27 protein-coding genes are annotated in these 23,215 nt (G+C 61.8%); 8 read left to right on the forward strand and 19 right to left on the reverse strand.

Annotated elements, in window-relative coordinates; translation table 11 throughout:
- Positions 1-117 precede the first annotated feature (117 nt).
- Complete coding sequence (sbmA, locus tag IP85_RS04480) at positions 118-1,398, forward strand: peptide antibiotic transporter SbmA (protein WP_054148448.1); 1,281 nt, start codon at positions 118-120, stop codon at positions 1,396-1,398.
- 79 nt (positions 1,399-1,477) lie between these two features.
- On the opposite strand, the gene IP85_RS22145 is transcribed toward sbmA, so the two are convergent.
- Positions 1,478-1,633 (reverse strand): hypothetical protein, encoded by a 156-nt coding sequence (locus IP85_RS22145; RefSeq protein ID WP_156322722.1) that lies wholly within the window; start codon positions 1,631-1,633, stop codon positions 1,478-1,480.
- 112 nt (positions 1,634-1,745) lie between these two features.
- Positions 1,746-2,762, reverse strand: a complete 1,017-nt coding sequence (locus IP85_RS04485) for a polysaccharide deacetylase family protein (protein ID WP_054148449.1) — start codon at positions 2,760-2,762, stop codon at positions 1,746-1,748.
- Positions 2,763-2,891: 129 nt separating this feature from the next.
- Here IP85_RS04485 and IP85_RS04490 point away from each other — a divergent pair, with 129 nt between their 5' ends.
- The 3 genes from IP85_RS04490 to der all read left to right on the forward strand — a co-directional run bounded on the left by IP85_RS04490 (position 2,892) and on the right by der (position 5,714).
- Positions 2,892-3,470 carry an NnrU family protein gene (locus IP85_RS04490; protein ID WP_054148450.1) on the forward strand — a complete coding sequence of 193 codons (579 nt, stop codon included), beginning with the start codon at positions 2,892-2,894 and terminating at the stop codon, positions 3,468-3,470.
- Positions 3,471-3,580: 110 nt separating this feature from the next.
- Positions 3,581-4,252, forward strand: a complete 672-nt coding sequence (locus IP85_RS04495; protein ID WP_054148451.1) for a tetratricopeptide repeat protein — start codon at positions 3,581-3,583, stop codon at positions 4,250-4,252.
- A gap of 40 nt (positions 4,253-4,292) precedes the next feature.
- Positions 4,293-5,714, forward strand: a complete 1,422-nt coding sequence (gene der, locus IP85_RS04500; RefSeq protein WP_054148452.1) for a ribosome biogenesis GTPase Der — start codon at positions 4,293-4,295, stop codon at positions 5,712-5,714.
- Between the two features lie 9 nt (positions 5,715-5,723).
- Here the strand turns inward: der and IP85_RS04505 are convergent, their stop codons facing one another.
- Complete coding sequence (locus IP85_RS04505; RefSeq protein ID WP_054148453.1) at positions 5,724-6,818, reverse strand: glycosyltransferase family 1 protein; 1,095 nt, start codon at positions 6,816-6,818, stop codon at positions 5,724-5,726.
- 180 nt (positions 6,819-6,998) lie between these two features.
- On the opposite strand from IP85_RS04505, the gene IP85_RS04510 reads away from it, so the two are divergent.
- A complete protein-coding gene (locus IP85_RS04510) occupies positions 6,999-8,660 on the forward strand; it encodes an alpha-glucosidase family protein (RefSeq protein ID WP_054148454.1) in 1,662 nt (553 codons plus the stop codon).
- Positions 8,657-9,109: an aminoglycoside 6'-N-acetyltransferase gene (aac(6'), locus tag IP85_RS04515; protein WP_054148455.1), complete on the forward strand. Its 453-nt coding sequence runs from the start codon at positions 8,657-8,659 to the stop codon at positions 9,107-9,109. The genes IP85_RS04510 and aac(6') overlap by 4 nt, the downstream gene beginning before the upstream one ends.
- Positions 9,110-9,112: 3 nt before the next feature.
- On the opposite strand, the gene IP85_RS04520 is transcribed toward aac(6'), so the two are convergent.
- The 10 genes from IP85_RS04520 to IP85_RS04560 form a co-directional block, all read right to left on the reverse strand.
- Positions 9,113-9,904 carry an ion channel gene (locus tag IP85_RS04520; protein WP_054148456.1) on the reverse strand — a complete coding sequence of 264 codons (792 nt, stop codon included), beginning with the start codon at positions 9,902-9,904 and terminating at the stop codon, positions 9,113-9,115.
- A 9-nt stretch (positions 9,905-9,913) separates the two neighbouring features.
- Positions 9,914-10,018, reverse strand: coding sequence for a type II toxin-antitoxin system YoeB family toxin (locus tag IP85_RS21860; RefSeq protein WP_082347578.1), 105 nt, complete (start codon positions 10,016-10,018; stop codon positions 9,914-9,916).
- 18 nt (positions 10,019-10,036) lie between these two features.
- A complete protein-coding gene (locus IP85_RS04525) occupies positions 10,037-10,282 on the reverse strand; it encodes a hypothetical protein (protein WP_054148457.1) in 246 nt (81 codons plus the stop codon).
- On the reverse strand, positions 10,279-10,479 hold the full coding sequence (locus IP85_RS04530; protein ID WP_054148458.1) for a hypothetical protein: 201 nt from the start codon (positions 10,477-10,479) through the stop codon (positions 10,279-10,281). Before IP85_RS04530 ends, IP85_RS04525 begins: the two co-directional genes overlap by 4 nt.
- Positions 10,480-10,528: 49 nt before the next feature.
- Complete coding sequence (gene ade, locus IP85_RS04535; protein ID WP_054148459.1) at positions 10,529-12,223, reverse strand: adenine deaminase; 1,695 nt, start codon at positions 12,221-12,223, stop codon at positions 10,529-10,531.
- A 90-nt stretch (positions 12,224-12,313) separates the two neighbouring features.
- A complete protein-coding gene (locus IP85_RS04540; protein WP_054148460.1) occupies positions 12,314-12,730 on the reverse strand; it encodes a carboxymuconolactone decarboxylase family protein in 417 nt (138 codons plus the stop codon).
- A gap of 10 nt (positions 12,731-12,740) precedes the next feature.
- Positions 12,741-13,553: a cyclase family protein gene (locus tag IP85_RS04545; RefSeq protein ID WP_054148461.1), complete on the reverse strand. Its 813-nt coding sequence runs from the start codon at positions 13,551-13,553 to the stop codon at positions 12,741-12,743.
- A 191-nt stretch (positions 13,554-13,744) separates the two neighbouring features.
- Positions 13,745-14,611 carry an aldose 1-epimerase family protein gene (locus IP85_RS04550; protein ID WP_054148462.1) on the reverse strand — a complete coding sequence of 289 codons (867 nt, stop codon included), beginning with the start codon at positions 14,609-14,611 and terminating at the stop codon, positions 13,745-13,747.
- A 132-nt stretch (positions 14,612-14,743) separates the two neighbouring features.
- The gene (locus IP85_RS04555; protein ID WP_054148463.1) at positions 14,744-15,043 is read right to left on the reverse strand and encodes a hypothetical protein; all 300 of its coding nucleotides are present in this window, start codon (positions 15,041-15,043) and stop codon (positions 14,744-14,746) included.
- Between the two features lie 199 nt (positions 15,044-15,242).
- Positions 15,243-15,644, reverse strand: a complete 402-nt coding sequence (locus IP85_RS04560) for a rhodanese-like domain-containing protein (RefSeq protein WP_054148464.1) — start codon at positions 15,642-15,644, stop codon at positions 15,243-15,245.
- 137 nt (positions 15,645-15,781) lie between these two features.
- Here IP85_RS04560 and IP85_RS04565 point away from each other — a divergent pair, with 137 nt between their 5' ends.
- Both IP85_RS04565 and IP85_RS04570 read left to right on the forward strand, forming a co-directional pair.
- Entirely contained in the window at positions 15,782-16,192 is a 411-nt protein-coding gene (locus tag IP85_RS04565) for a DCC1-like thiol-disulfide oxidoreductase family protein (RefSeq protein ID WP_054148465.1), read from the forward strand.
- A 52-nt stretch (positions 16,193-16,244) separates the two neighbouring features.
- Positions 16,245-16,922, forward strand: coding sequence for an SDR family oxidoreductase (locus IP85_RS04570; RefSeq protein WP_054148466.1), 678 nt, complete (start codon positions 16,245-16,247; stop codon positions 16,920-16,922).
- A 114-nt stretch (positions 16,923-17,036) separates the two neighbouring features.
- Here IP85_RS04570 and IP85_RS04575 read toward each other — a convergent pair whose 3' ends face one another.
- From IP85_RS04575 to IP85_RS04600, 6 genes are all read right to left on the reverse strand, one after another.
- Positions 17,037-18,290, reverse strand: a complete 1,254-nt coding sequence (locus tag IP85_RS04575) for a hypothetical protein (protein WP_054148467.1) — start codon at positions 18,288-18,290, stop codon at positions 17,037-17,039.
- Between the two features lie 247 nt (positions 18,291-18,537).
- On the reverse strand, positions 18,538-19,644 hold the full coding sequence (locus IP85_RS04580; RefSeq protein WP_054148468.1) for a branched-chain amino acid ABC transporter substrate-binding protein: 1,107 nt from the start codon (positions 19,642-19,644) through the stop codon (positions 18,538-18,540).
- A 181-nt stretch (positions 19,645-19,825) separates the two neighbouring features.
- Positions 19,826-20,095: a hypothetical protein gene (locus tag IP85_RS04585; protein ID WP_054148469.1), complete on the reverse strand. Its 270-nt coding sequence runs from the start codon at positions 20,093-20,095 to the stop codon at positions 19,826-19,828.
- A gap of 254 nt (positions 20,096-20,349) precedes the next feature.
- Complete coding sequence (locus IP85_RS04590) at positions 20,350-21,678, reverse strand: aspartate aminotransferase family protein (RefSeq protein WP_054148537.1); 1,329 nt, start codon at positions 21,676-21,678, stop codon at positions 20,350-20,352.
- Between the two features lie 350 nt (positions 21,679-22,028).
- Positions 22,029-22,346 carry a metalloregulator ArsR/SmtB family transcription factor gene (locus IP85_RS04595; protein ID WP_006725707.1) on the reverse strand — a complete coding sequence of 106 codons (318 nt, stop codon included), beginning with the start codon at positions 22,344-22,346 and terminating at the stop codon, positions 22,029-22,031.
- 116 nt (positions 22,347-22,462) lie between these two features.
- Positions 22,463-23,209: a pyridoxamine 5'-phosphate oxidase family protein gene (locus IP85_RS04600; protein ID WP_054148470.1), complete on the reverse strand. Its 747-nt coding sequence runs from the start codon at positions 23,207-23,209 to the stop codon at positions 22,463-22,465.
- Positions 23,210-23,215: the final 6 nt, after the last annotated feature.

Raw genomic sequence — 23,215 nt, forward strand, 5'->3', positions numbered from 1 at the left:
CCTTAATTTTGGCGGGGGTAATTCTGCCACAATTTGGCGATGCCATTGCTGGGCGGAACCTTCTGCCCTAGGTTCCGCCAGGCTCTACAGGACTTCTCCCACACGAAGGTTTTCCGCGTGTTTCACTCCTTCTTTCCGCAGCCCAAGCTGTTCTTCACCTCAGCCGCTGTCTGGACGCTCGTCTGCATCATCGTCTGGTATACCGTCGGCCCGCAGATCGGCGCCGCGATCGGCTTGCCGCCGCTGGCAGAAGGGCAGCAGCCGCCCGTCGGGCTCGCCTTCTTCTTCACGCCCGACAACCTCTGGTTCTACCTGTACTTCACTATTTTCGTGGTGATGTTCGGTGGTGTCTGGCAGGTCCTCGCCAAGGATCATCCCTGGACGAAATGGTCGATCTGGGGATCGGCCTTCATCATCTTCATTGCCTATTTCAGCGTGCAGATCTCGGTGGCGGTCAACAACTGGCGAGGCCCCTTCTTCGATCTCTTCCAGAAGGCGCTCAACGGTGACGGTACGGTCACGGCCGGCCAGCTCTACGAGTTGCAGCTGCGCTTCCTCGAAATTGGCATGGTCGGCGTCACGCTTTCCGTCTTTACCGCCTTCTTCACCAACCATTACGTCTTCCGCTGGCGCAATGCGATGAACGACTATTACCTGTCGAAGTGGGACCAGTTGCGCCACATCGAAGGCGCCTCGCAGCGTGTGCAGGAAGACACGATGCGCTTTGCCAATATCCTGGAAGGCCTCGGTGTTGCGCTGATCAACTCGGTCATGACGCTGGTCGTCTTTCTGCCGATTCTCTTCCGCATGTCGGAGAATGTCACAGAACTGCCGATCATTGGGGCCGTGCCGCATGCGCTGTTCTGGCTGGCGATCTTCTGGTCGCTGTTCGGCACGGTGCTGCTGATGGTGGCCGGCATCAAGCTGCCGGGCCTGCAGTTCCGCAACCAGCGCGTTGAAGCCGCCTTCCGCAAGGAGCTGGTCTATGGCGAAGACAATGCCGAGCGTGCGCAACCTGTCACCGTGCGCGAGCTCTTCACGAACGTGCGGCGCAACTATTTCCGCATGTATTGGCACTATACCTATTTCAACGTTGCGCGCTTCACCTATGGTCAGCTCGACGCGATCTTCCTGACCTTCATCCTGATCCCGACCATCGTCGCCGGCAAGATCACCATGGGTGTCTGGCAGCAGATCGCCACCGCCTTCGGTCAGGTCACGGACAGCTTCCAGTATCTGGTCAGCTATTGGTCGACGATCATCGAACTGCTCTCGATCCACAAGCGTCTCGCCGCCTTCGAGGCCGCCATTGATGGTGCTCCGCTGCCGGCGATCGACCAGCGCTACCTTGAGCGCGAGGCAGAAGAGGGCGAGATTGCCGCAGATCGGCCCTACTGAGACCGAGACAACGCGACCAAATGACAAAGGCCGCGCCGGGAAACCGGTGCGGCCTTTGTGTTTGCGATGCAGGAGGTCGTTAGCCGAAGTTCGGCGACACGGAAACCGGCGAGGTGAAGCCCGCGGGCACGGCGGAATAGGCTTCCGGTTGGGTGAACAGCGAAAGACCAATGGCTACAGCGCCGATGGTGGCGGCTATCACGCAGGCGCAGGCAAGGAGGAACAGGATCTTCATGGATTTCCCCGAGATGTTTGCCCCGGCATATCGGGTCTGCCAGCCGCGAAGTAAATGCGTCACGCTATCACATGCCGATCACATGACGATCACATGACGATCACGGGGGGTATCACATGGCGCCGGGTGCCGCTGCCGGATTGGTCCGGCCCTCCAGCATGTCGAGCGCTTCGGCATAGGTAACGCAGGCGACATCGGGCAGGGGACAGACCTCCGTTACCAGCCGCTCCATCGCCGACCAGTAGGCGCCACCGTTCATCTCGACGAAATGCAGGCCGATCTGCAGGGGAATGCGCTCGCCGTCATATTGCCGGTCGAAGGCGCCACGGAAGGCCTGGTAGCTGCGCTCGGCGAATTCGTTTGCCTTTGACGGGTGGTCGATTCCGGCGGAATGGCGGATGAAGAGATTGTAGTCCATGGCGATGATGCGTCGTTCCCTCGGCCCTTCGGGGATCAAGGGCAGGCCGAAACGGGCCAGTCCGCCTTTGTCGACGGGCAGTGTCGGGTCGTGGGTGACGATGCTTGCATCATAACGGAAGCCGTGTTCGCGCTGGGCCTGAAACAGGCTCTCGGGTGCCGAGAGATAGGGTGCGCGGAAACCTGTGATGTCATTCTCAACGAAATCTGCCCAGCCATTCGGCTCGCGATCGGCAAAGCCGTTATCCTCCCACGCATTCGTCAGAACCCGGTCGAAGGCGTCGAACTCCGTCAGCCATTCCGCCTTGCTCCAGTCCTTGCCGTCGAAATGGCCGCAGGTATGGCTGGCGATCTCATGGCCTTCGCCGCGCGCTTTCCAGATGTGGTCGAGCCGGTTGCCGACTTCCTCCGCGCTCATGGCAAAGCCGATATTCGAGCGCCCCGCCTTGATGCCTGGCGCTTTGTAGTCGCCGGCACGGGCGCGCGGGATCAGGGTGGTGCAGGAGAGGAAATAGGTGAAGCGGGCATTGGCTTTCTGCCCGATCTCGCGGCTGCGCGCCCAGAGCCTGTTGTCATGCGCACCGTCGAAGGAGACGAGCAGCAGTTGTTTCGGCCTCTGTTCATCCGCGCCTTTTGCCGCAGGGGCGGGCGCTTCGGCGAGCGCGGTGGTCGCCATTGCGGCGAGGGAAATGGCAATCAGGCTACGAAACATCAACAACTACCCGGCAATCAACAGGGTGCGTTGCCTCCCATTCAAATGCGGCGAAGCTTTGAACGCTCTGGAAATTCGATCGCCGGACCAGTAAGGCTTTGGGCAACTCGACCTGAAAGGTTCTGACCCATGACGCTTCTCATTCTCGGCATCATCCTTTTTCTGGCTACCCATCTCATCCGCGTCGTCGCGCCCGGTTTCCGGCTGTCGATGATCGACCGCTTCGGCGAGACGGGCTGGCGGGTGATCAATTCGGTGATGAGCCTCGTGTCACTCGTCGTCTTGATCTGGGGTTATGCCACGGCCCCTGTCGTCAATTTGTGGTTCCCGCCGATGGGCATGAACCACCTGACGACGACGCTGATGCTGTTTGCGATGATCTGTCTGGTGGCCGGTTTTCTGCCGGCCGGACATATCGCCACCAAGACCAAGCACCCGATCGTGCTGTCCATCAAGATCTGGGCCGCCGCTCACCTGCTCGCGAATGGCGATCTCGCATCCGTGCTGTTGTTCGTCGCGCTTCTGGCCTGGGGCGTGGTCCTGCGCATCAGCTACAAGCGTCGTGTGCGGGCGGGTGAACTGGTGCTCAAGCCCTTCGTCTCGGCGCGCTTCGATGCGATTGCCGTGGTCGGTGGCATCGTCGCTTGGGCCGTCATCACCATGTGGCTGCACAAACTGTTGATCGGTGTTGCGCCGCTCACCATGTGACGGCTTAAGGCTGTTGGCGGTTTTCCCCTTACAAGCGGGCAAAAATCGGCTAGAAGGCCGCTCACGCATGATAGACTGCATCGAAAGGCCGGCGACGTCCGGGAGTATGAATGGTTGACCAGAACGACAGCTTTATCCGCGAAGTGAACGAGGAGCTTCGCTCCGACCAGGTGCGCAATGCCTGGAAGCGCTACAGCCGCTGGATCATCGGTGTCGCCGTCGTCATCGTGCTTGGCACGGCCGGTCATCGCCTCTGGACGCATTGGGACAGCACCCAGGCCTCGGATGCCGGCGACAAGTTCCTTGCGGCGCTCAATCTGGCTGACCAGGGCAAGCGCGACGAGGCGGAAGCGGCACTCCAGGCGCTGGAGCAGGAGGGCTACGGCGCCTATGGCGTGCTCGCCCGTTTCCGTGGCGCCTCTGTTCTGGCCGAAAAGGGTGACCCGGCCGGCGCCATTGCCTCCTTCAAGACGATTGGCGACGATGCCTCGATCCCGGAGGCCGTGCGCAACACGGCGAAGGTTCGCGCCGCATGGTTGCTAGTGGATACGGGCTCTTACGAGGATGTCTCGGCGGTCGTCGAGGCGATGGCAACGCCGACCAATGCCATGCGCCACGCTGCCCGCGAAGCGCTGGGTCTCGCCGCCTACAAGGCTGGCGACATGGTCCGCGCCCGCGAATGGTTCGAACAGATCAGTGAAGATGCGGAAACCCCGCGCAATGTCGCCAACCGCGCCCAGATGCTGCTCGACAACATCAAGGCCTCCGGCAAGGCGCCGTAACAACGACAAGGCCTCTTAAGGCCGGAAAGCTAGCGTTCCCATGAGTTTCACAGTCGCCATCGTCGGGCGCCCGAATGTCGGCAAGTCCACGCTCTTCAACCGCCTCGTCGGTAAGAAGCTTGCGCTGGTCGACGACACCCCGGGTGTGACCCGCGACCGCCGTCCGGGCGATGCCAAGCTTGTGGATCTGCGCTTCACCATCATCGATACTGCCGGTCTCGAAGAGGCCGGCGCCGACACGCTCGAAGGCCGCATGCGCGCCCAGACGGAAATGGCAATCGACGAGGCGGATCTGTCACTCTTCGTGGTCGACGCCAAGTTCGGCCTGACGCCCGTCGACCAGACGCTCGCCGAAATGCTGCGCCGTCGTGGCAAGCCGGTGGTGCTCGTTGCCAACAAGTCGGAAGCACGTGGATCCGATTCAGGCTTCTATGACGCCTATACGCTGGGCCTCGGCGAACCCGTGCCGATCTCGGCCGAACATGGCCAGGGCATGATCGACCTGCGCGACGCCATCGTCGAAGCGATCGGCGAGGATCGCGCCTTCCCCGAGCCCGACGACGAGGCTGAAACCGATGTCGTCCTGACCGAGGGTGAGGGCGAGGAAGACGAAGAGTTCGAACCCGAATACGACGACACCAAGCCGCTGCGCGTCGCGATCGTCGGTCGTCCGAATGCCGGCAAGTCGACGCTGATCAACCGCTTCCTCGGCGAAGATCGTCTGCTGACCGGGCCTGAGGCCGGCATCACCCGCGATTCAATCTCGGTCGAGTGGGACTGGCGCGGCCGCACCATCAAGATGTTCGACACCGCCGGCATGCGCAAGAAGGCGCGCGTGCAGGAAAAGCTCGAGAAGCTCTCGGTCGCCGACACGCTGCGCGCCGTCCGTTTCGCCGAGACCGTCGTGATCGTCTTCGATGCGACCATTCCCTTCGAAAAACAGGACATCCAGATCGTCGATTTCGTGCTCCGCGAAGGTCGTGCCGCCGTGCTTGCCTTCAACAAGTGGGATCTCGTCGAAGATACGCAGGCGGTCCTGGCCGACTTGCGTGAAAAGACCGAGCGGCTTCTGCCGCAGGCCCGCGGCATCCGCGCCGTGCCGATGTCCGGCCAGACCGGCTACGGCCTCGACAAGCTGATGCAGAACATCGTCGACACCGACAAGGTGTGGAACAAGCGCATCTCGACGGCCAAGCTCAATCGCTGGCTGGATAGTGTCACGACCCAGCATCCGCCACCGGCCGTTTCCGGCCGTCGCCTGAAGCTGAAATACATGACGCAGGTCAAGGCTCGGCCGCCGGCCTTCATGATTTCCTGCACGCGTCCCGACGCGCTGCCGGAAAGCTATGTGCGCTATCTGACCAATGGTCTGCGCGCCGATTTCGATATGCCGGGCGTGCCGATCCGCATCCACTTCAAGGCGGGCGAGAACCCGTTCGAGGGCCGTAAGCGGCGCCGCTAATCGGCAGTCTCACTCGGTTGCGGGTGCCTGATAGCTGTCCGCGTCTTGCGGGCGGATGCCGAAGCGCTGCCTGAGACCACGCCTGCGGCGCTGCTCTTTCGCTTCCACGACATTGTCGAAAAACTGCTGAGTGGCCGCTTCCCAGGAATAGGTCTCGGCCAGCCGTCGTGCGGCCTGGGGCGAGGCCTGAAGGGCCGCGATACAGGCGATTTGCAGGTCGCGATCCATGGCGCCGGCATTGGAGCCGGACGGTATGATGTCGACGGGGCCGGTCACGGGATAACCGGCGACGGGGACGCCGGAGGCCAGCGCTTCGAGGATGGTGTTGCCAAAGGTGTCGGTCTTCGAGGGGAAGACGAAGACATCGGCTTCTGCATAGGCCCGGGCGAGATCCTCGCCATGTTTCATGCCGGTGAAATGCACGTCGGGATAGCGCGCCTGAAGGTCGGCACGGGCAGGGCCGTCACCCACCACCACCTTGGATCCCGGCAGGTCGAGATCGAGAAAGGCCGGCAGGTTTTTTTCCACCGCGACGCGACCGACCGTCATGAAGATCGGACGGGGCAGGCCGAAAGGTTTTTCCGATTTTTCGCGGGGGTAAAACAGGCTCGTATCGATGCCACGGCTCCAGAGGCAAAGATTGTTGAGACCCTGTGCTGCCAGTTCCCGTCTGAGGCTTTCGGTCGCCACCATGCAGGCGCCGCCGCGATTGTGAAACCAGCGGACATAGGCATAGAGCCAGGAAAGCGGCACCGGCAGACGAGCCGCCACATATTCGGGAAAGCGTGTGTGATAGGTCGTCGAGAAGGCACGCTTGTGCTTGAGGCACCAGCGCCGGGCCATCAGGCCGAGCGGGCCCTCTGTGGCGATGTGAATGTAGTCGGGCTGCTGCTCTTCCAGCATCCGGCCGATGCGGCGCGGTGTGACGAGCGACAGGCGGATCTCCGGATAGGTTGGCATTGGGGCGCTGCGGAAGGGTGCCGGCGTGATCATCGAGACCTCGACGCCCATCTTCTGCAGTTCGCGATTGGTGGTCTCGATCGAGCGGACAACGCCATTGACCTGAGGGTGCCAGGCATCGGTCACGATGGTCAGTCTCGGCATGGCGTGTCCGCCCTCATCCGAACGGCCGCCGGAGCGGCGATTCACCCTCTGAAGCTCTGACCGCCTTATGCGGGTCCAATATTACAGTCTGATGTCAGTCGAAGAAGGGGTGTTTGACATCGGTCTCCGAACCCGATTCCCTAGGCGCGACCTGACGATTCCCGCTCAAAGGATCCGCCCATGACGAAGTCACCCGCTCAATCCCCCCGATCCAATGCGGCCGACTGGTGGCGGGGCGCCGTCATCTACCAGGTCTATCCGCGCTCCTTCCAGGATACGGATGGCGACGGGATCGGTGACATCAAGGGCCTCATCGAGCGACTGCCCTACATCGCCTCGCTCGGCGTCGATGCCATCTGGCTCTCGCCTTTCTTCACGTCGCCCCAGGCCGACATGGGATACGACGTGTCGGATTATTGCGACGTCGACCCGATGTTCGGCACGCTTGGCGATTTCGGCGCTATGATGAAGGAGGCGAAGCGGCTTGGCCTCAAGGTGATTATCGACCAAGTGATCTCGCACACGTCCGATCAGCACCCCTGGTTCAAGGAAAGCCGCGCGAGCCGGGATAATCCAAAGGCCGACTGGTATGTCTGGGCGGCTGCTAAACCGGATGGCACGGCCCCGAACAACTGGCTGTCGGTCTTCGGTGGCCCCGCCTGGGAGTGGGACGGGGTGCGCAAGCAATATTACATGCACAACTTCCTCGCCTCGCAGCCTGATCTCAACTTCCACAACAAGGCGGTCCAGGATGCCGTGCTCGACGCGGTAAGGTTCTGGCTCGATCGTGGGGTCGACGGCTTCCGGCTCGACACGGTCAATTATTACTTCCACGACAAGGAACTGCGCGACAACCCTCCGCATGTGCCCGACAGCGAGGATGCCGGGCTCGATGCGCCCGACGTCAATCCATATGGCATGCAGAGCCATCTCTATGACAAGACGCAGCCTGAGAATATCGAGTTCCTCAAGCGCTTCCGGGCATTGCTCGACCAGTATCCGGACCGCACGACGGTGGGCGAAGTTGGCGATGGCGCCCGTTCCCTGAAGACTGTCGCCGCCTACACCTCCGGCGGCGACAAGCTGCACATGTGCTACACCTTCGACCTTCTGGGGCCAGACTTCACGCCGAGCCATATCCGCCACTGCGTCGAGAGTTTCCAGAAACAGGTGAAGGACGGCTGGGTCTGCTGGGCCTTTTCCAACCACGACGTTACGCGGCATGTGAGCCGTTTCGTCCAGCAGCCGCAGGAACGGGAGGCTGTGGCGCGGCTCGCCATATCAGTGCTTTCGGCTCTCCGCGGCTCCATCTGCCTCTATCAGGGCGAGGAGCTTGGCCTGCCCGAGGCAGAGCTTGCCTTCGAGGATCTGCGCGATCCCTATGGCATCCGCTTCTGGCCCGCCTTCAAGGGGCGTGACGGGTGCCGCACGCCGATGGTCTGGGAAGAAGGCAAGTCGCAGGCCGGCTTTTCCACGGGCAAGCCATGGCTTCCGGTGGCGGCGGAGCATCAGGCGCTTTCGGTCGATGTGCAGGAGAGGAACGGCGGCTCGGTGCTCCCCCACTACCGGGCGACGCTTGCCTTCCGCAAAAGCCATCCGGCGCTGATCGATGGGGACATGGAGTTTCTGGCGACAAATGAGGATGTGCTGGCCTTCATTCGCTCTAAGGGCGACGACCGGCTGCTCTTCGTCTTCAATCTCCGCCGGGGGCCGCAGGAGATCGGCTTGCCTAAGGGGCATGGCGTGCGCGAGGTGTTTCCGATGCCCGGTCTGACCGGCTCGGTAGTCGACGGAGAGATCCGCCTCGGGCCGCTGGATGGCATTTGCGCGCGATTGTCATGACCGGGTTTGGGGTGCGGCGAGCGACAGAAAAAGATCTCGACGCCTGGGCGTCCCTTCGCCATCAGCTCTGGCCGCATCTGTCGCTTGAGGGACACCGGGCCGAAATCACCGACGCGCTGGCGCAGCCGGAGAAGCTTGTCGCCTTCCTTTGTGTGAGTGCCACCGGCAACGCGATCGGGCTCGCCGAGGCCAATGTGCGATCGGACTATGTCAATGGCTGCGAAACTTCGCCGGTGGCCTTCCTGGAGGGCATTGTGGTGGACCCGTCTTTCCGTCGGCAAGGCGTGGCGGCGAGCCTCGTCGCGGCCGTTACAGATTGGGCGAAGGATGAAGGCCTGAGCGAACTCGCTTCCGATGCCGAGATCCACAATACCGTCTCCCATGCCATGCATGCGGCACTGGGCTTCGAAGAGACCCAGCGGGTCGTCTATTTCCGCAAGTCGCTTTGACGATCAGACGGCGCCGTCATCGGGAATGTTGAGCACATGGCCGCAGGCCTTGCAGTGCACGGCGTCCACGTCGTGTCGCTGAAGCCCGCATTGCGGGCAGGGGAAGGTCACCTTGTTGGGGCGGACGATCGCCTGGGCGAGCCGCACAAAGAGCGAAATACCGATGATCATGGTGACGATCGACGTCAACTTGCCGAAGGTGCCGGGCAGCGTGATGTCGCCGAAACCCGTCGTCGTCACGGTCGCCACGGTGAAATACATCGCATCAATGAAGCCGGTGCCGGGATCTTCGCGATAGAAAAAGAAGGTGTAGACGAAGCCGGTTACCAGAAAGAGGAAGACGAAGAGATTGATGAAGGCGGTAACGACATCCGTCTGCTCCTTCAGGCCTAGCCGGTTCAGCATCAGTTTGAAGACCGGTCGCTGGGCGACGGCCCAGATGCGCGCCACGCGCAGGAAGGCGAAGTTGAACAGCCATTGCGGGAAGAGCAGCGTGCCCAGCACGAAAAGATCGATCCAGGTCATCGGCCGCATCAGGAAGCGGCGCGTCGACCAGGACGCCGACCATTGGGCAATCAGCTCCACCGCGATCCAGGCGGCAATCATGTAGTCGAGGATCAGGTAACTCGGACGATCACGCAGATAGGGTCCGGCGAGGAAGAAGCCGATGATCGCGATGTCGATCACCATCAGCGTGAACTGGAAGCGGATCGCGGCGGTATCGCGGCCGTAGTAGAGGCGAACGAGGCGCTGGCGGAACGGCTTGATTCGATTGCCTTCAGTCTCGGATACCATGGGCCCTCGTCAGTAATGGTAGCGGCATTGCAGGACGACCAGCGTCTGGTCTTCTCCCATGCCGACAACGGCGTAGACGATCCTGTGTTCCTGGGTGATGCGGCGGGACCACATGCCTCCAGCACACAGCGATCATCGAGTGATCAGTTTATCGTAATCCGCATGAGAGCCGATCCAGTCCTCGCTCGACCGGACGGCAAGCGCCCGATGTCCAATGCCGACCCTCGCCGACCAGACCTTGCCGATCTGCTTGAAGTGCAGAGATGGATGCTGGGGATCGGCCTTCAGGCGATCGAAGTTACGGTCGACGAGTTTGCGAACCGCTTCTGGAAGTGCGTTGTAACAAGCCCAGAACTCCGGTGTCGTGTGGTGATTCACAGCGGCCGCGTTCGCGCACCCGCGTGAGATGCCAACGCGCCCTCGATGAGTTTGTCCAGTCGTCCTGCTGCCCAATCGTGTTCGATCTCTCGATCCCAGCGCTCGGCGCGCAGTTCTTCCACCGAGGCCGCAAAGGTGTCGAACTCCTCAGGCGACAGTTCGCGGACCATTTCTATAGGACGTTCGAGACGGGTCATGGCTTCATCCTCGCTTCAAACATAAGGCTTCATGGTCCGCTGCCAATCCTCACCCGATCAGGCAGAACTTGTCGACATCGACCATGCCCTTGTCGGAAATCTTCAGATGCGGGATCACCGGCAGTGGCAGGAAGGCGACCTGGAGGAAGGGTTCTTCGAGAGTCGTTCCAAGGGCATAGGCGGCTTGTCTCAAGTGATGCAGCGTGTCGCGCACGCTCTCATAGGGCTCGAGGCTCATCAGGCCGGCGACGGGCAGCGGGATCTCGCCGGTGACCTTGCCGTCTTCCACCACGACGAAGCCGCCCTTGATTTCGCCGAGCCTGTTGGCGGCGAGCGCCATGTCCTCTTCTGAGACGCCGACGACGCAGATATTGTGGCTGTCATGGCCGACGGTCGAGGCGATCGCGCCCTTCTTCAGGCCGAACCCCTGGACGAAGCCGTTGGCATGGTTGCCGTTCTTGCCGTGGCGTTCGATGACGGCGACCTTGATCACGTCGTTTTCGAGATCGACGGAGGTCTGGTTGCCCGAGGTCGGCAGGCGGTAGCGGCGGTGCTCGGTGATGATCTTGCCGGGCATGACGCCGATCACGGGCGTTTCACCCTCCGCGACCGGCACGCCGAAGTCCGCGGCCTTCACGAGCCTGGCCTTGACGCTGTCGAGCCCAACGGGGGCGACCGGCTTGCGGGTGGCGAAGAGGGCGTCTGTCACACGGCGGCCGCCGGCAAAAACCATATCGGCCTTGCAGTTTTCGAGGCTGTCGATGACCACGAGATCGGCCCGCCAGCCCGGTGCCACGAGGCCTCTATCGCGAAGTCCGAAAGCGCGGGCGGCCGAAATCGAGGCGGCGCGGTAGACGGCGATGGGATCCACGCCGTGTCTGATTGCTTCGCGGATGAGATAGTCGAGATGGCCCTGCTCGGCGATATCGAGCGGGTTGCGGTCGTCGGTGCAGAGCGCCAGGAAGGGCGACAGCCGCTCGGTGAGGATCGGCATCAGCGCGTGCAGGTCTTTCGAGACCGAGCCCTCGCGCACAAGGATATGCATGCCCTTGCGGATCTTCTCCATGGCTTCCGCAGCACTCGTGCATTCGTGGTCGGTGCGGATGCGGGCAGAGAGATAGCCGTTCAGGTCGCGGCCCGACAAGAGCGGGGAATGACCGTCGATATGGCCGTCCTGGAAGGCTTCGAGCTTCGCCATGCAGATCGGATCCTTGTGGATCACGCCCGGAAAATTCATGAATTCCGCAAGCCCGATCACCTTCGGATGATCGCGGAAGGGCAACAACCGTTCGATCGGCAGGTCGGCGCCGGAGGTTTCCAGATGGGTTGCCGGCACGCAGGACGACAGCTGGACGCGGATGTCCATGATCGTCTCTTCGGACGAATCGAGGAAGAACTGGATGCCCTCGGTGCCCAGCACATTGGCAATCTCGTGCGGATCGCAGATCACGGTCGTCACGCCATAGGGCAGCACGCAGCGGTCGAATTCATGTGGGGTGACCAGCGAGCTTTCGATATGCAGATGCGTGTCGATGAAGCCGGGCACGACGATCTTGCCAGAGATATCGATAACCTCGCGGCCCTCGTAGTTCTCCACGGTGCCGATGATCGTCTCGCCACAGATCGCAATGTCGGAGGCAACCAGTTCGCCGGTGACCAGATCGAAGAAGCGCCCACCCTTCAACACGAGATCCGCCGGCTGGCGGCCGGTCCCCTGATCGATGCGGCGTTCGAGGTCGGTCATGCAGCGTCTCCGATTCTGTTGTTCCCGGCACTGTAGCGACTGGGACGGGTAGAGGGAAAGGGCCGCGATCTCGATCTGCGACGCTGATCCTCAATCACCCTTGCTGGCGGGATGAGCCTCAAACCGCTCATCCACCGGCACGCCGAGCGCCATCGCCAGCGCATTGGTACGGCTTGCCATGGCAACGACCTGCAGGAGTTCGGCATGCATTTCGGGCGTCATGCCCTTGGACTTGGCGGAGGCGGTGTGGCTATGAACGCAATAGGCGCAGCCATTGGTCGCCGACACCGCGATGTAGATCAGTTCCTTGACCAGCGGGTCGAGGGCGCCGGGTGCCATCACTGTCTGCAGCCGGTCCCAGACGAATTTGAGTTCGTCTGGATCATGGGCGAGCGCCCGCCAGAAGTTGTTGACGTAATCGGTGCCGCGTTTTGTTCTGATATCGTTGAAGACGGCGAGCGCTTCCGCGCTCGCCTGCTCGTCGCTGAGGAGAGGGAGGACAGCCATGTGGTCGTCCTCAAATCAGCGCGAGGACGCGGGCCGGCCCACCGGTGCCGCGCTTGTGCTTCGGGGCGCCGACCATGATCGTCGCTCCGGTGACCGGAAGCTCCTCCAGATTGTTCAGGCATTCAATGCCGTAGCGCCCGCCCGGCAGCCAGCTGTTATGCACGGCGAAGTCGGCCGAATTGCCCGGATCGAGCGAGAGCGAATCGACGCCGATTGCGGCCACGTCGAGGGTCGCCAACAGGTCGGTCGCCGACTTGCCGAAACCGGGGAAAGCGAACTTGCCTTCACCGTCATTGCGGAAGGCGGGTTCACTCACCTTCTTCGCCCAGCCGGAGCGAAGTGCCACGACCGCGCCCTGAGGGATCTCGCCATTGGCGCTGATCCAGGCCTCGACGTCTGCCGCCTCGACAGTCGCATTGGCGTCGTCCTTGGCCCGGTCGGTGATGTCGATGATGGCGAGTGGCGCAACCAGCTGTTCCGGCTCGATCTGATCGACGCTCTTGCCGTCGGCGCTGAAATGGAAGGGCGCATCGATATGCGTGCCCGTATGTTCGAAGATCGTCAGCTTGTGCAGCTGATAGCCGTTGCCGGCAAACTCCACGGCCCATTCGTATTCGATGCCCGGCTTGCCGTCGAAGGTCGGGAAGGTCTCGTCATAGGCGTGGGTCAGGTCCACCACCTTGCTCGGGCTCTGCTGCGCCAGAACCGGCCTGGAAACTCCGCCGGCGGCGACGGCCGCGCCCGCAAAGGCCATGCCCTTGAACAGCGAGCGCCGCGACAGCATGTTCTGTTTCACATTCTCGATCACGCAATGATTGCACATAGGCCTGCCCTCTCCGTGGTTCTTGACCCGTTGAGAGTAGCCGAAGCCCTCGTATGGGCAAGAGGCGCGACGAGTGGACTTCGGCCTTGCGTGGACTTCGGCCTTACGGAAGGCGAGGGCGGCGGGTTAGGCAGTCAAGGTGACCTTCCGCCTTCGCGGCCGCAATCGTCTTCACCGCCATGCCTTACCTCTCAACCCCTGATCTCGACCGTAAACCCAAACCGCATGGCGTCCCCTGCCACCAGCGCCACGGTGTAGGGTCGCTCCACGAGCTCCGCTGTGCCGCCGGCATGGGCCGCCATGCCGTGCCAGGGTTCCACGCAGAGGAAGGGGGCACCGGGCTTTTGCCACAGCGCGATATTGGGCAGGTTTTCGAAGGTAAAATGCAGCGATGGCCCGCCGTCTGCGGCGAAAGAGAGGCCGCTGCCCGCATCTTCTGGGAAGACCAGTGCATCATTGGCAAAAAGTGCATGGTTCAGATCGAGCCTCCCTGCCGTGAAGGGAGAGGGCAGGCGCTTGCCGATCAGGCCGGCTTCGAGCTGCACGACCGCAGGTTCGGCGCCATTGTCGAGCTGAACATGATGCGGCTTGTCCTCGGCTCCCGGCAAAGGCCAGAGAAAGGCCGGATGAAAACCGAGGCCGAAGGGCAATAGCCCGTCGCCGGTGTTCTCGACGGTTGCCGTCACCGACAGGCTTCGTCCGTCGAGGCAGTGCTCCAGCGTCAGGCGAAAATCGAAGGGATAGATCTCGCGCGTTTCTTCACTCGAGACGAGTTCATGGCGACAGGCTGTCGCCGTCTGCTCGACGATTGCAAATTCCCGCCGGCGGGCGATGCCGTGCTGAGCCATGGGATAGGTCTTGCCGTTGATCGCCAGCCGGTCGTCCGGCGCCTTGCCGACGATCGGGAAGAGGATGGGGGACCGCCCCGTCCACCAGGTGGCATCGCCGTCCCATAGGAAATCTCGGCCATCCGCTGTCTTCAGCGACTGCATTTCTGCGCCGAGCGTCGAGACCTCGACGGCAAGTTCCTGGTTGGCGATGCGAATCGTAAGGGGCATGAAGGGTCCTCGTCTGTTTGGCCGCACCCTAAAGGGATTGGCGGCAAAGTGCGACGCGGATGTGTCGAGCTTCCCTCCCGAGCTCTGCAGGGCTTCTCTTCGCTGGGGCTTCCTTTGAAGAGATGCTCCTGCTCAGACGATCGCGACACGCTCGCCGAACGGGGTGTTTTCATCGAAATTCTGGGTGCCGATGCGCTCGCTCTCGCCGGAGAAGCGCTTCTCCTCAACATCGCCGCCGTCTTCCACCGGTGAATCTTGACCGATCTTCTCTTCTGCATCTTGCTGATGCCGTTCTTCGAGGTCGTGATTGATCTTCGACTGGCGGGCCGCAACCCAGGCGTTTTGCGCGTCGGAACCGAGGTTCAGGGTTTGGCCGGATTCCGTCTGGCTGGAGGCTTCGCTGCTGGAGATGCGGCTGATGCGTTCGACCATGATCGTCTCCTCACGAGACTGGACCCTCACAACACCTGCCATGACTTCCTGTCACGGACAAGGCGAACGCGGGTCGTTGCGGAGCATCGACCCAGCCTCGTCGCCGTCATGCGCGAGGGTTGCGATCGTGCGGCTTTCACGCTTCAAGATAGAGCAATTGCCCTCGGTATTCAACGTACGGCCGGTCGCTGGTCGCCCGTCAGCCCTTCGTCTTCGCCATGACCGTCTCGACCGGCAGGCCCCGATCGCGCCAGGCGGAAAAGCCGCCTTCGAGATGGCAGACGTTTTCCAGTCCCATCTCAAGTGCCGTCTTCGTCGCCAGCGCCGAGCGCCAGCCGCTGGCGCAGAAGAAAAGGAAGAGTTTGCCCTCGGCAAAGACGGGTTTGTGGTAGGGGCTCTCCGGGTCGATCCAGAATTCCAGCATGCCGCGCGGGCAGGAGAAGGCCTCCGGGATCGTGCCTTCCCGTTCGCGCTCGCGCGGGTCGCGCAGATCGACGAAGACGACGTTGCTCGCCGAATGCAGACGCGCTGCCTCCGACGCATCCACCGCCTCGACCAGTGCCTCCGCCTCCGCCAGCAAGTCCTTGTAGCCCTTCTTCATGTCGATCCTCCCAACCTCTTCCCGCCTGTTGCCAGACGCCATCCTAACGCTGTCGCAGCGTCTGTCACGATCTGCGTTGCCGAGAATGACGGCTTGCCGCATTGTCGTTGCCCTGAGACGCGCCTAGATTGCCTCCCATGGACACCATACCCGCCACCGGCCCAATCATCCTCTTCGATGCCGAATGCATCCTGTGTTCGGCGAATGCGCAATTCGTGCTTTCGCAAGATGGCAAGAAGCGGTTTCGTCTGGCTTCGATGCAGGGCGAGGTGGGCTCGGCGCTCTACCGCCGCTTCGGCATCGATCCTGGCAATCCGGACAGCATCATCGTGGTCGACGGCGAGCACATGCTGCGCGACAGCGATGCCGTGTTGTCGATTTATGCCGGCCTCGGCTGGCCCTGGAAGGTCCTGTCGGTCTTTCGGTTCGTCCCCCGGTTCATCCGCGACCCGCTCTACCTTCTGCTCGCGAGAAACCGCTACCGGCTCTTCGGCAAGCGCGAAAGCTGCTGGCTGCCGGCACCGGAGTATCGCGACCGGCTACTTTAACGCTGGCTGAACTCTAAGCGAAACTTTCCCCGTCTGTCGCCGTTGAGGCTTCATGAAACATGCAATCGTCACAGGCGGCGCCGGCCTTATCGGCGCAGAAGTTTGCACCGCTCTCCAGACCGCCGGTTATGAGGTGGCCTCCTTCGATCTGAAGGCGGGGCCGGCCAGCATCCGGTCGGTTCTCTGTGATGTCTCCGATGAGGCGGCCGTTTCGGCCGCTTTCGCCGAACTCGGCTGGACAAGCCTCGATCTGCTGGTCAACAATTCCGGGGTTGCCAGTCCGGAACGGGGACCGATCATCAGCCTCTCGCTCGACGATTGGCGCAAGGTCACGGACAGCCACCTGACGGCGGCCTTTCTGATGACACGTGCTGCCGTGCCCTTGATGGGGGAGGGGGCGTCCATCATCAACATGCTGTCGACGCGTGCCTTCATGTCGGAGAGGAATACGGAAGCCTATGCTGCCTCGAAAGGTGGTCTCTTCGGGTTGACCCACGCCCTTGCAGTCAGTCTCGGCCCGAACATCAGGGTCAACGGCATTGCGCCCGGCTGGATCTCGGGAGACCACGACTTGTGGCCCGAAGACCATGCCCAACATCCCGCCGGCCGCGTCGGTCGACCGGAGGATGTCGCGAAAGCCGTGCTCTATCTCGCCGACGCCGGCTTCATGACCGGATCGGTGCTGACGCTTGATGGTGGCATGACGCGGAAAATGATCTACGCCGAGTGAGGAGGCGCCAACGCTGAAAAGGGCCGCTGAGCCTCGCAATAGCCTAGGCTGTCGACCCTCGTATGGCTGCTTTGCGCGGGCTTCAATTTGTTCGAGCCCGCGCCTGGCGCTCGATCACGCCGCCAGTTGCAAACGCATCAGGTCGCCATAAGCCGACACCAGCCGATCGACATGCAGTTCGGCCTCCTGTGGCCCGAAGCTCAAGTGGCTGACGACGAAATCGGAGTAGATCGCCACGGGCCTGTTCAGAATTCGAGGCATGTCGACGGCCAGCGCCTTTTCGTCGCCTAGACGCCGGAAACCGAAGTGCTTCAGATCCTGACCTAGCCATGAGATGAAGTTGATCGAAACCCGTTCCTTCACCTCCACGACCGGTTGGACAAGTGGCATGCGCTTGTCCGGCGTCTGGAGGAAATAGTCATGCAGCGCATTCGCACGGCTTCCGCTTTCCCAGAGGCTGCCGTTGAGGCCACCCGGCGGCATTTCGAAGTGGCCGACTTCGATGGGAAGGGAGCCCGACCTTTGTTGCCAGTGGGCGCAGACACCATTGTTGACGACGTTGGCCGAAACCAAGAAGGGGGTCGGATTGTCCCGGCGGAAGGCGATGAAATCGCTCAGGCGCTCCAGGTTCATGTAGACGATATCATCGTCGCACTTCATGAAGATGGCGTCCTGGAATCGGTTCGCATGCTTCGAATAATAGGCGTAGGTGTGGTGGTAGGGGTATTTCTCGTTCCGCGGACCGATATAGCGGCGGACCTTATCGTTGACATTGAGGATCTCGAGGTCTGAACCCCAGCCGCCACGGACCATCACATCGGCGCCGCCGGAAAAATTGATCTCGTTGATCGGACCGATCTTCATGCCGTTGACTGTCAGGACAGGGTGGCCATTGCGGTCGATCGCCAGGGCAACCGGGTTGGGCAGGCTGGGGGAGAGGATGCCGGGTGTCGAGAATTCGGCAATCCGCGGAACCGTGTCACGGTTGAAGGTCGCGAGTTCCGACCGGCCCATCTTGCGAACCGCGCTCAACTGGTTGTCCCAGCCGCCGACCACGAACTCGTAGAAGACGTCCGGATCGTTCTTCGGCAGCAATGCCAGATGCAGATCGCCGCCGATGCCCGCATCCATGCGGAACGGCGATAAGGCGGTCACCTCGCCTGCAGGATTGTAGGGGGTGTCCGGATGCATGAAGCGCGCGGGACCGAAGTTCTCGGAGACCCAGAGGCGGTCCTCTTCGGAACGGGTGAAGTCCCAGACGTGCCACTCGTCGATGATCCCGGCAGAAAGCGCTGCCTTCACATAATTCGTGAGGATTTCCATCCGATTGCGTCGGCCTGCAAAGGTGATCAGTATAATGGGCGCCATGAGAGTTCCACCGGGTTGAGATGAGTACTCCTTGCAGCCGAACATTGAGCGAAGCTTTCTGGCACACTTGCCGAACGAGTTTGATCGAGGATATCAAACTATAAATCGGCACGATCATGTGCTGTCCAAGTATCGGGACTTCGCGCGCGCAGTCGTTCGTTTCACTGGTGTGCTCTCCAATCTTCGTTTACCAACAAAAAAGGCGACCCTCGTTGGCCGCCTTTTCAAGGTCAGATAGCGTGTCAGCTTACTCGGCAGCGACCGTCTTGCCAGCTTCCCACTTGTAGACCGCGAAGCTCTGAGAGGTCAGGTCGCCGGTCTCGCCGTAGGTCAGCTTGCCGATTGCGGTCGGGATTTCCGAGCCGTCCTTCAGTGCTGCGGCCACAGCTTCCGCGTCGTCGGTGCTTCCGGCCTTGGCGATGCCGGCGGCGATGACCTCGACAGCTGCATAGGTGTTCAGCGTGAAGGCTTCTGCGGGGATGTTCTTGGCGGCAAGCGCGTCGACGGCGGCCTTGCTGTCATCGTTCTTCAGGGCGTCGGCCGCATTGGTGAAGATCGTGCCTTCGGCAGCGTCGCCGCCGATGGTGACGAATTCGTTGTTCGACAGGCCGTCACCGGCGATCAGCTGGGCCGAAAGACCGGCATCCTTCATCTGGCGGACCATCAGGCCGGCTTCCGGGTGGTAGCCGCCGAAGTAGATGACCTCGACGCCTTCGGCCTTCAGGCGGGTAATGAGCGCGCCGAAATCCTTTTCGCCTGCTGTCAGCGAATCCTTGAAGACTTCGGTGACGCCGCCGGCGTTCAGGGCTGCCTGGAAGGCATCGGCGAGACCTTTGCCGTACTGGCCCTTGTCATCGAGGATGGCAATCTTCTTGTCCTTGTAGGTGCCGAGAGCGAGCTTGGCGGCGACGTCCGCCTGCTGGTCGTCACGGCCGCAGGTGCGAAGCACCGTGGTCAGGCCGCGGGCGGTCAGGTCAGGGGCGGTCGCGGTCGGGGTGACCATGAGCACACCGTTTTCGGCGAGAACGCTGGACGCGGGGACGGCGACACCCGAGGTGACCGGGCCGACGACGAAACGCACGCCTTCACCGACGAGCTGGTTTGCGGCGGAGACGCCCTGCTTCGGCTCACCTGCGTCGTCGGCGATCTTCAGGGTCACCTGTTCGCCGTTGATACCGCCCTTCTTGTTGATTTCCTCAACGGCGGTTTCGGCGCCATTCTTGATCTGCGCGCCGACGGCTGCCAGCGGGCCGGTCAGCGGCGCCATCAGGCCGAGCACAATTTCGGCACGGGCAGCGGGGGCGCTAGCGATCAGCGCGGCCAAGGCTGCGCCTGCGAAGAGTTGAAATTTCATGTCCTGCTCCTTGGGTCGGCGCGACCGATCTATGCCGGTTTCAGCGCCATTCGGGTTCTTTTGTTGCTCCCCGTGATCGCTTTAGACAAAAACGACGAGCAGCAAAAGACCCGATGCCGTGGTGTGCGATCACGCCACAGCTTTGTCGGGGCAGCCTATGGCCTGACGGTAAGGCCCGTCTTCAGACGGTCAGAATACGGCCGCCAACGCCGTCTTCGGCTTCGAAGCCGGCCTTGGCGGCGGCTGCGTCCTGTTCCTTGCGCAAGGCAAGTTCGGCCATGGCGATTTGCTGAAGTTCGAAGAGATCATTGCTGATCTGCGCCCGGCGAGCGGCAAGGCGGGCTTCGTCGGCGCGCGCTGCGGCGATCGCCTCGGGTTCCGGGGCTGCCCTTGCGGGTGAGTTTGCGAGGGAAACGTCTTTACCGAACATACGCTTGAAGAGGTCAACCACGGATTTCCTCCAGGGACCAGATCCGCTTGCGGCCTTCGCGACGTGATGTCGGTGATGACGATTGCGGATGTGCTGAAGTCGTCGCCCGAGCCTTTCGCGATCATCTGCGCCAGGATCGAACGTGCGATTCTCGATAAGATACGGGATGGTGCGACAAGCGACAAGCGCGAGCGAATCCGATGGTCAGCTTCGCGCAAGCTACAAAAAAGCGGCCACGCGGGCCGCTTCCTTGCATCTGGTTCCGAGTGCAGGCCTCAGATGTTGTTCATCAGCACCTTGCGCAGCTTGTCGAACAGCTCGTCGATCTGCTCGTGGGTAATGATCAGCGGCGGCGACAGCGCGATGATGTCGCCGGTGGTGCGGATCAGGAGGCCGTCGTTATAGGCGTTGAGGAAGGCGTTGAAGGCGCGCTTCGTCGGCTCGCCATCGATCGGCTTCAGCTCGATCGCACCGATCAGGCCGAGATTGCGGATGTCGATGACGTTCGGGCAATCCCTCAGAGAGTGCAGCTTCTCTTCCCAATACGGGGCTATTTCCGAGGCGCGGGTCAGCAGGCCCTCTTCCTTGTAGGTGTCGAGCGTGCCGAGCGCGGCTGCAGAGGCGATCGGGTTGCCGGAATAGGTATAGCCATGGAAGAACTCGATCATGTGCTCGGGTCCCTGCATGAAGGCGTCATGGATCTCGGCGGTGACGAAGACCGCGCCCATCGGGATGACGCCGTTGGTCAGGCCCTTGGCGGTGACCATGATGTCGGGCTTCACGTCGAAATACTGGGCAGCAAAAGGCGCGCCGAGACGGCCGAAGCCGGTGATGACTTCATCGAAGATCAACAGGATGCCGTGCTTGGTGCAGATCTCGCGAAGGCGCTGCAGATAGCCCTTCGGCGGGATCAGAACGCCGGTCGAACCGGAGACCGGCTCGACGATGACGGCGGCGATGGTCGAGGCGTCATGCAGGGTGACGATGCGCTCCAGCTCGTCGGCGAGATCGCCGCCATGCTCCGGAATGCCCTTGGTGAAGGCGTTCTTGGCCGGCTGGTGGGTGTGCGGCAAGTGGTCTACGCCCGTCAAAAGCGTGCCGAACATCTTGCGGTTCGAGACAATGCCGCCAACCGAAATGCCACCGAAATTGACGCCGTGATAGCCGCGCTCGCGACCGATCAGACGGGTGCGCGATCCCTGTCCCTTCACGCGCTGGTAAGCGAGGGCCACCTTGAGTGCCGTCTCCACAGATTCCGAGCCGGAATTGGTGTAGAGCACATGCGCCATGTTGTCGGGGGCGAGATCGATCAGGCGGTTGGCCAGTTCGAAAGCCTTGGGATGGCCGAGCTGGAAGGCCGGCGCATAGTCGAGTTCGCCGGCCTGCTCGCGGATTGCTTCGGTAATCAGCGGGCGGCAGTGGCCGGCATTCACACACCAGAGGCCCGCGGTGCCGTCGAGCACCTGACGTCCGTCATGGGTGGTGTAGTGCATGTCCTTGGCGCCGACGAAGAGGCGCGGCTCCTTCTTGTACTGGCGGTTCGCGGTGAACGGCATCCAGAAGGCGCGCAGGTCGTTCGGCGTGGAATTGAGGCGGTTAGACATCGTGTTCTCCATGGCCCTTTGGTCGCGGGCGGCCATTCTCCCTGATGTCGGCTGCAAGGGCCGAACTCCGTTGATTGCGCCGTCACGTTATCAGGGCGCATGGCATGGTCAAGCCACCGGCAGGGGCGCATCAACAAAGGTCATGGATCGCTGAATTCGGGTGATGGAAGCGCGATGCATCGACGACCCGTTGCTGAAAAGGCGCGTGCCGTCGGCGCCAAGCAAAAAGCCCCGACGGCGATGCCGTCCGGGGCTTTGAAATATCGAATGCCAGAGGCTTCATCCGCGCGAGCGGATGTTCACCTGATCGCCTCCCACCCTCAATCGGTGCGCTTCTGGCAGCGCTGTCATCAAGCGGCGGTCTTGCTCGCTGCCGGGGGGCAATAGATGCTTTCCAGCGTTGCAAGGATCTTGATCACCGATTCCGAGGTCGAGGAGTAGTAGATCGTCTGTGCGTCGCGACGCGTCTTCACCAGCTTCTGTGCGCGAAGCTTCGAGAGGTGCTGGGACAGAGCCGACTGGCTCAGGCCGACCTGGGTCGCCAGAACACCGACGGGAACCTCACCCTCGACGAGGCTGCAGAGGATCATCAGTCGCTTCGGGTTTGCCATGGCGGACAGCAAGCCTGCAGCAACGGTCGATTGTTCGGACAAAGCTTTCGTTTTCATCTCAGTTCAACTTTCTTTGGTCGAGCGCCCTTGGGGGGAGTGGCAGTCGTTGAAAATCCATCACTTAATTGGAGGCTAAACTCTACCAGCATCATCCAATTTGTATATGCCTAAATTTAAGGTACTGCGTATACTGATTTAGGTAACTCTAATAGCAGATGTTGGGCATTTGTGATCGGCGTCACAAACTCGTGGCGAATAAGCAAGTCTTTGAAAACGATGTCTAATCCGTGCGAATCGATGGCGGCAATGCGCCAGTCGCCCTCAGGGGCGCCGTGAATTTTTGTCGCGATGCGCGTTGCGAGCTCCGGATGCCGCCCCCCTAATTCTCGCAGTAAGGCCGCCTCACACTCAAACAAATCATCATTGATTTGCGGGATCGAGAAATCCGCGCTGCTCAAATGATAGGCACGGCCGAATCCGCCATTCAGGCTCGCCCGTTCGGGCCTCAGCCGGAAGAATCGAAAATCGGGGAAGTCGATGTAAAGCTGCGATTTCGCATGGCGGGCGAGGAAGCGGCTGCGCAGCCTCTGGTGCGTATCGCTGTCGCGCTCGACGGTTTCGGCCGTGCATTGCAGCGTCAGGCGCGGATGGGCAAGCGGGTCGCCCTTGCCTGGTTCGCCTGTCAGAAGAGAGGCACGCGGATCCGCGAGCAGGGCCGTCGTGTGGGCGGACAGGCCGGAGACGAGAATGACCGCGGCGCCGTCGATGTCCATGCCGAGCAGCACGCGGCTGACGAAAGGAAAGCCGGTCTCCGGATCGATCACGCCGATCGCCGCGAATCGCGCGCCCCGCAGCAAAATGCGCGCCTGGCGGCGCGCATCGTCGTCGGTATCCCGGATTACCTGGGGCTTGTCGTTCATGTCCGT

This window comes from Rhizobium sp. AAP116, from assembly GCF_001295785.1.
GTDB lineage: Bacteria > Pseudomonadota > Alphaproteobacteria > Rhizobiales > Rhizobiaceae > Allorhizobium.

Excerpts from the sequence above, each read along its gene's own strand:
- IP85_RS04495 (WP_054148451.1), top strand. The coding sequence starts at position 3,581 with ATGGTTGACCAGAACGACAGCTTTATCCGCGAAGTGAACGAGGAGCTT.
- der (WP_054148452.1), top strand. The coding sequence starts at position 4,293 with ATGAGTTTCACAGTCGCCATCGTCGGGCGCCCGAATGTCGGCAAGTCC.
- IP85_RS04490 (WP_054148450.1), top strand. The coding sequence starts at position 2,892 with ATGACGCTTCTCATTCTCGGCATCATCCTTTTTCTGGCTACCCATCTC.
- IP85_RS04485 (WP_054148449.1), bottom strand. The coding sequence starts at position 2,762 with ATGTTTCGTAGCCTGATTGCCATTTCCCTCGCCGCAATGGCGACCACC.
- IP85_RS04580 (WP_054148468.1), bottom strand. The coding sequence starts at position 19,644 with ATGAAATTTCAACTCTTCGCAGGCGCAGCCTTGGCCGCGCTGATCGCT.
- IP85_RS04530 (WP_054148458.1), bottom strand. The coding sequence starts at position 10,479 with ATGACCCGTCTCGAACGTCCTATAGAAATGGTCCGCGAACTGTCGCCT.
- IP85_RS04590 (WP_054148537.1), bottom strand. The coding sequence starts at position 21,678 with ATGTCTAACCGCCTCAATTCCACGCCGAACGACCTGCGCGCCTTCTGG.
- IP85_RS04565 (WP_054148465.1), top strand. The coding sequence starts at position 15,782 with ATGGACACCATACCCGCCACCGGCCCAATCATCCTCTTCGATGCCGAA.
- IP85_RS04600 (WP_054148470.1), bottom strand. The coding sequence starts at position 23,209 with ATGAACGACAAGCCCCAGGTAATCCGGGATACCGACGACGATGCGCGC.
- IP85_RS04545 (WP_054148461.1), bottom strand. The coding sequence starts at position 13,553 with ATGTGCAATCATTGCGTGATCGAGAATGTGAAACAGAACATGCTGTCG.
- IP85_RS04550 (WP_054148462.1), bottom strand. The coding sequence starts at position 14,611 with ATGCCCCTTACGATTCGCATCGCCAACCAGGAACTTGCCGTCGAGGTC.
- IP85_RS04575 (WP_054148467.1), bottom strand. The coding sequence starts at position 18,290 with ATGGCGCCCATTATACTGATCACCTTTGCAGGCCGACGCAATCGGATG.
- IP85_RS04540 (WP_054148460.1), bottom strand. The coding sequence starts at position 12,730 with ATGGCTGTCCTCCCTCTCCTCAGCGACGAGCAGGCGAGCGCGGAAGCG.
- IP85_RS04570 (WP_054148466.1), top strand. The coding sequence starts at position 16,245 with ATGAAACATGCAATCGTCACAGGCGGCGCCGGCCTTATCGGCGCAGAA.
- IP85_RS04555 (WP_054148463.1), bottom strand. The coding sequence starts at position 15,043 with ATGGTCGAACGCATCAGCCGCATCTCCAGCAGCGAAGCCTCCAGCCAG.
- IP85_RS04505 (WP_054148453.1), bottom strand. The coding sequence starts at position 6,818 with ATGCCGAGACTGACCATCGTGACCGATGCCTGGCACCCTCAGGTCAAT.
- IP85_RS04595 (WP_006725707.1), bottom strand. The coding sequence starts at position 22,346 with ATGAAAACGAAAGCTTTGTCCGAACAATCGACCGTTGCTGCAGGCTTG.
- IP85_RS04520 (WP_054148456.1), bottom strand. The coding sequence starts at position 9,904 with ATGGTATCCGAGACTGAAGGCAATCGAATCAAGCCGTTCCGCCAGCGC.
- ade (WP_054148459.1), bottom strand. The coding sequence starts at position 12,223 with ATGACCGACCTCGAACGCCGCATCGATCAGGGGACCGGCCGCCAGCCG.
- IP85_RS04510 (WP_054148454.1), top strand. The coding sequence starts at position 6,999 with ATGACGAAGTCACCCGCTCAATCCCCCCGATCCAATGCGGCCGACTGG.
- IP85_RS04560 (WP_054148464.1), bottom strand. The coding sequence starts at position 15,644 with ATGAAGAAGGGCTACAAGGACTTGCTGGCGGAGGCGGAGGCACTGGTC.
- IP85_RS22145 (WP_156322722.1), bottom strand. The coding sequence starts at position 1,633 with ATGAAGATCCTGTTCCTCCTTGCCTGCGCCTGCGTGATAGCCGCCACC.
- IP85_RS21860 (WP_082347578.1), bottom strand. The coding sequence starts at position 10,018 with ATGTGGTCCCGCCGCATCACCCAGGAACACAGGATCGTCTACGCCGTT.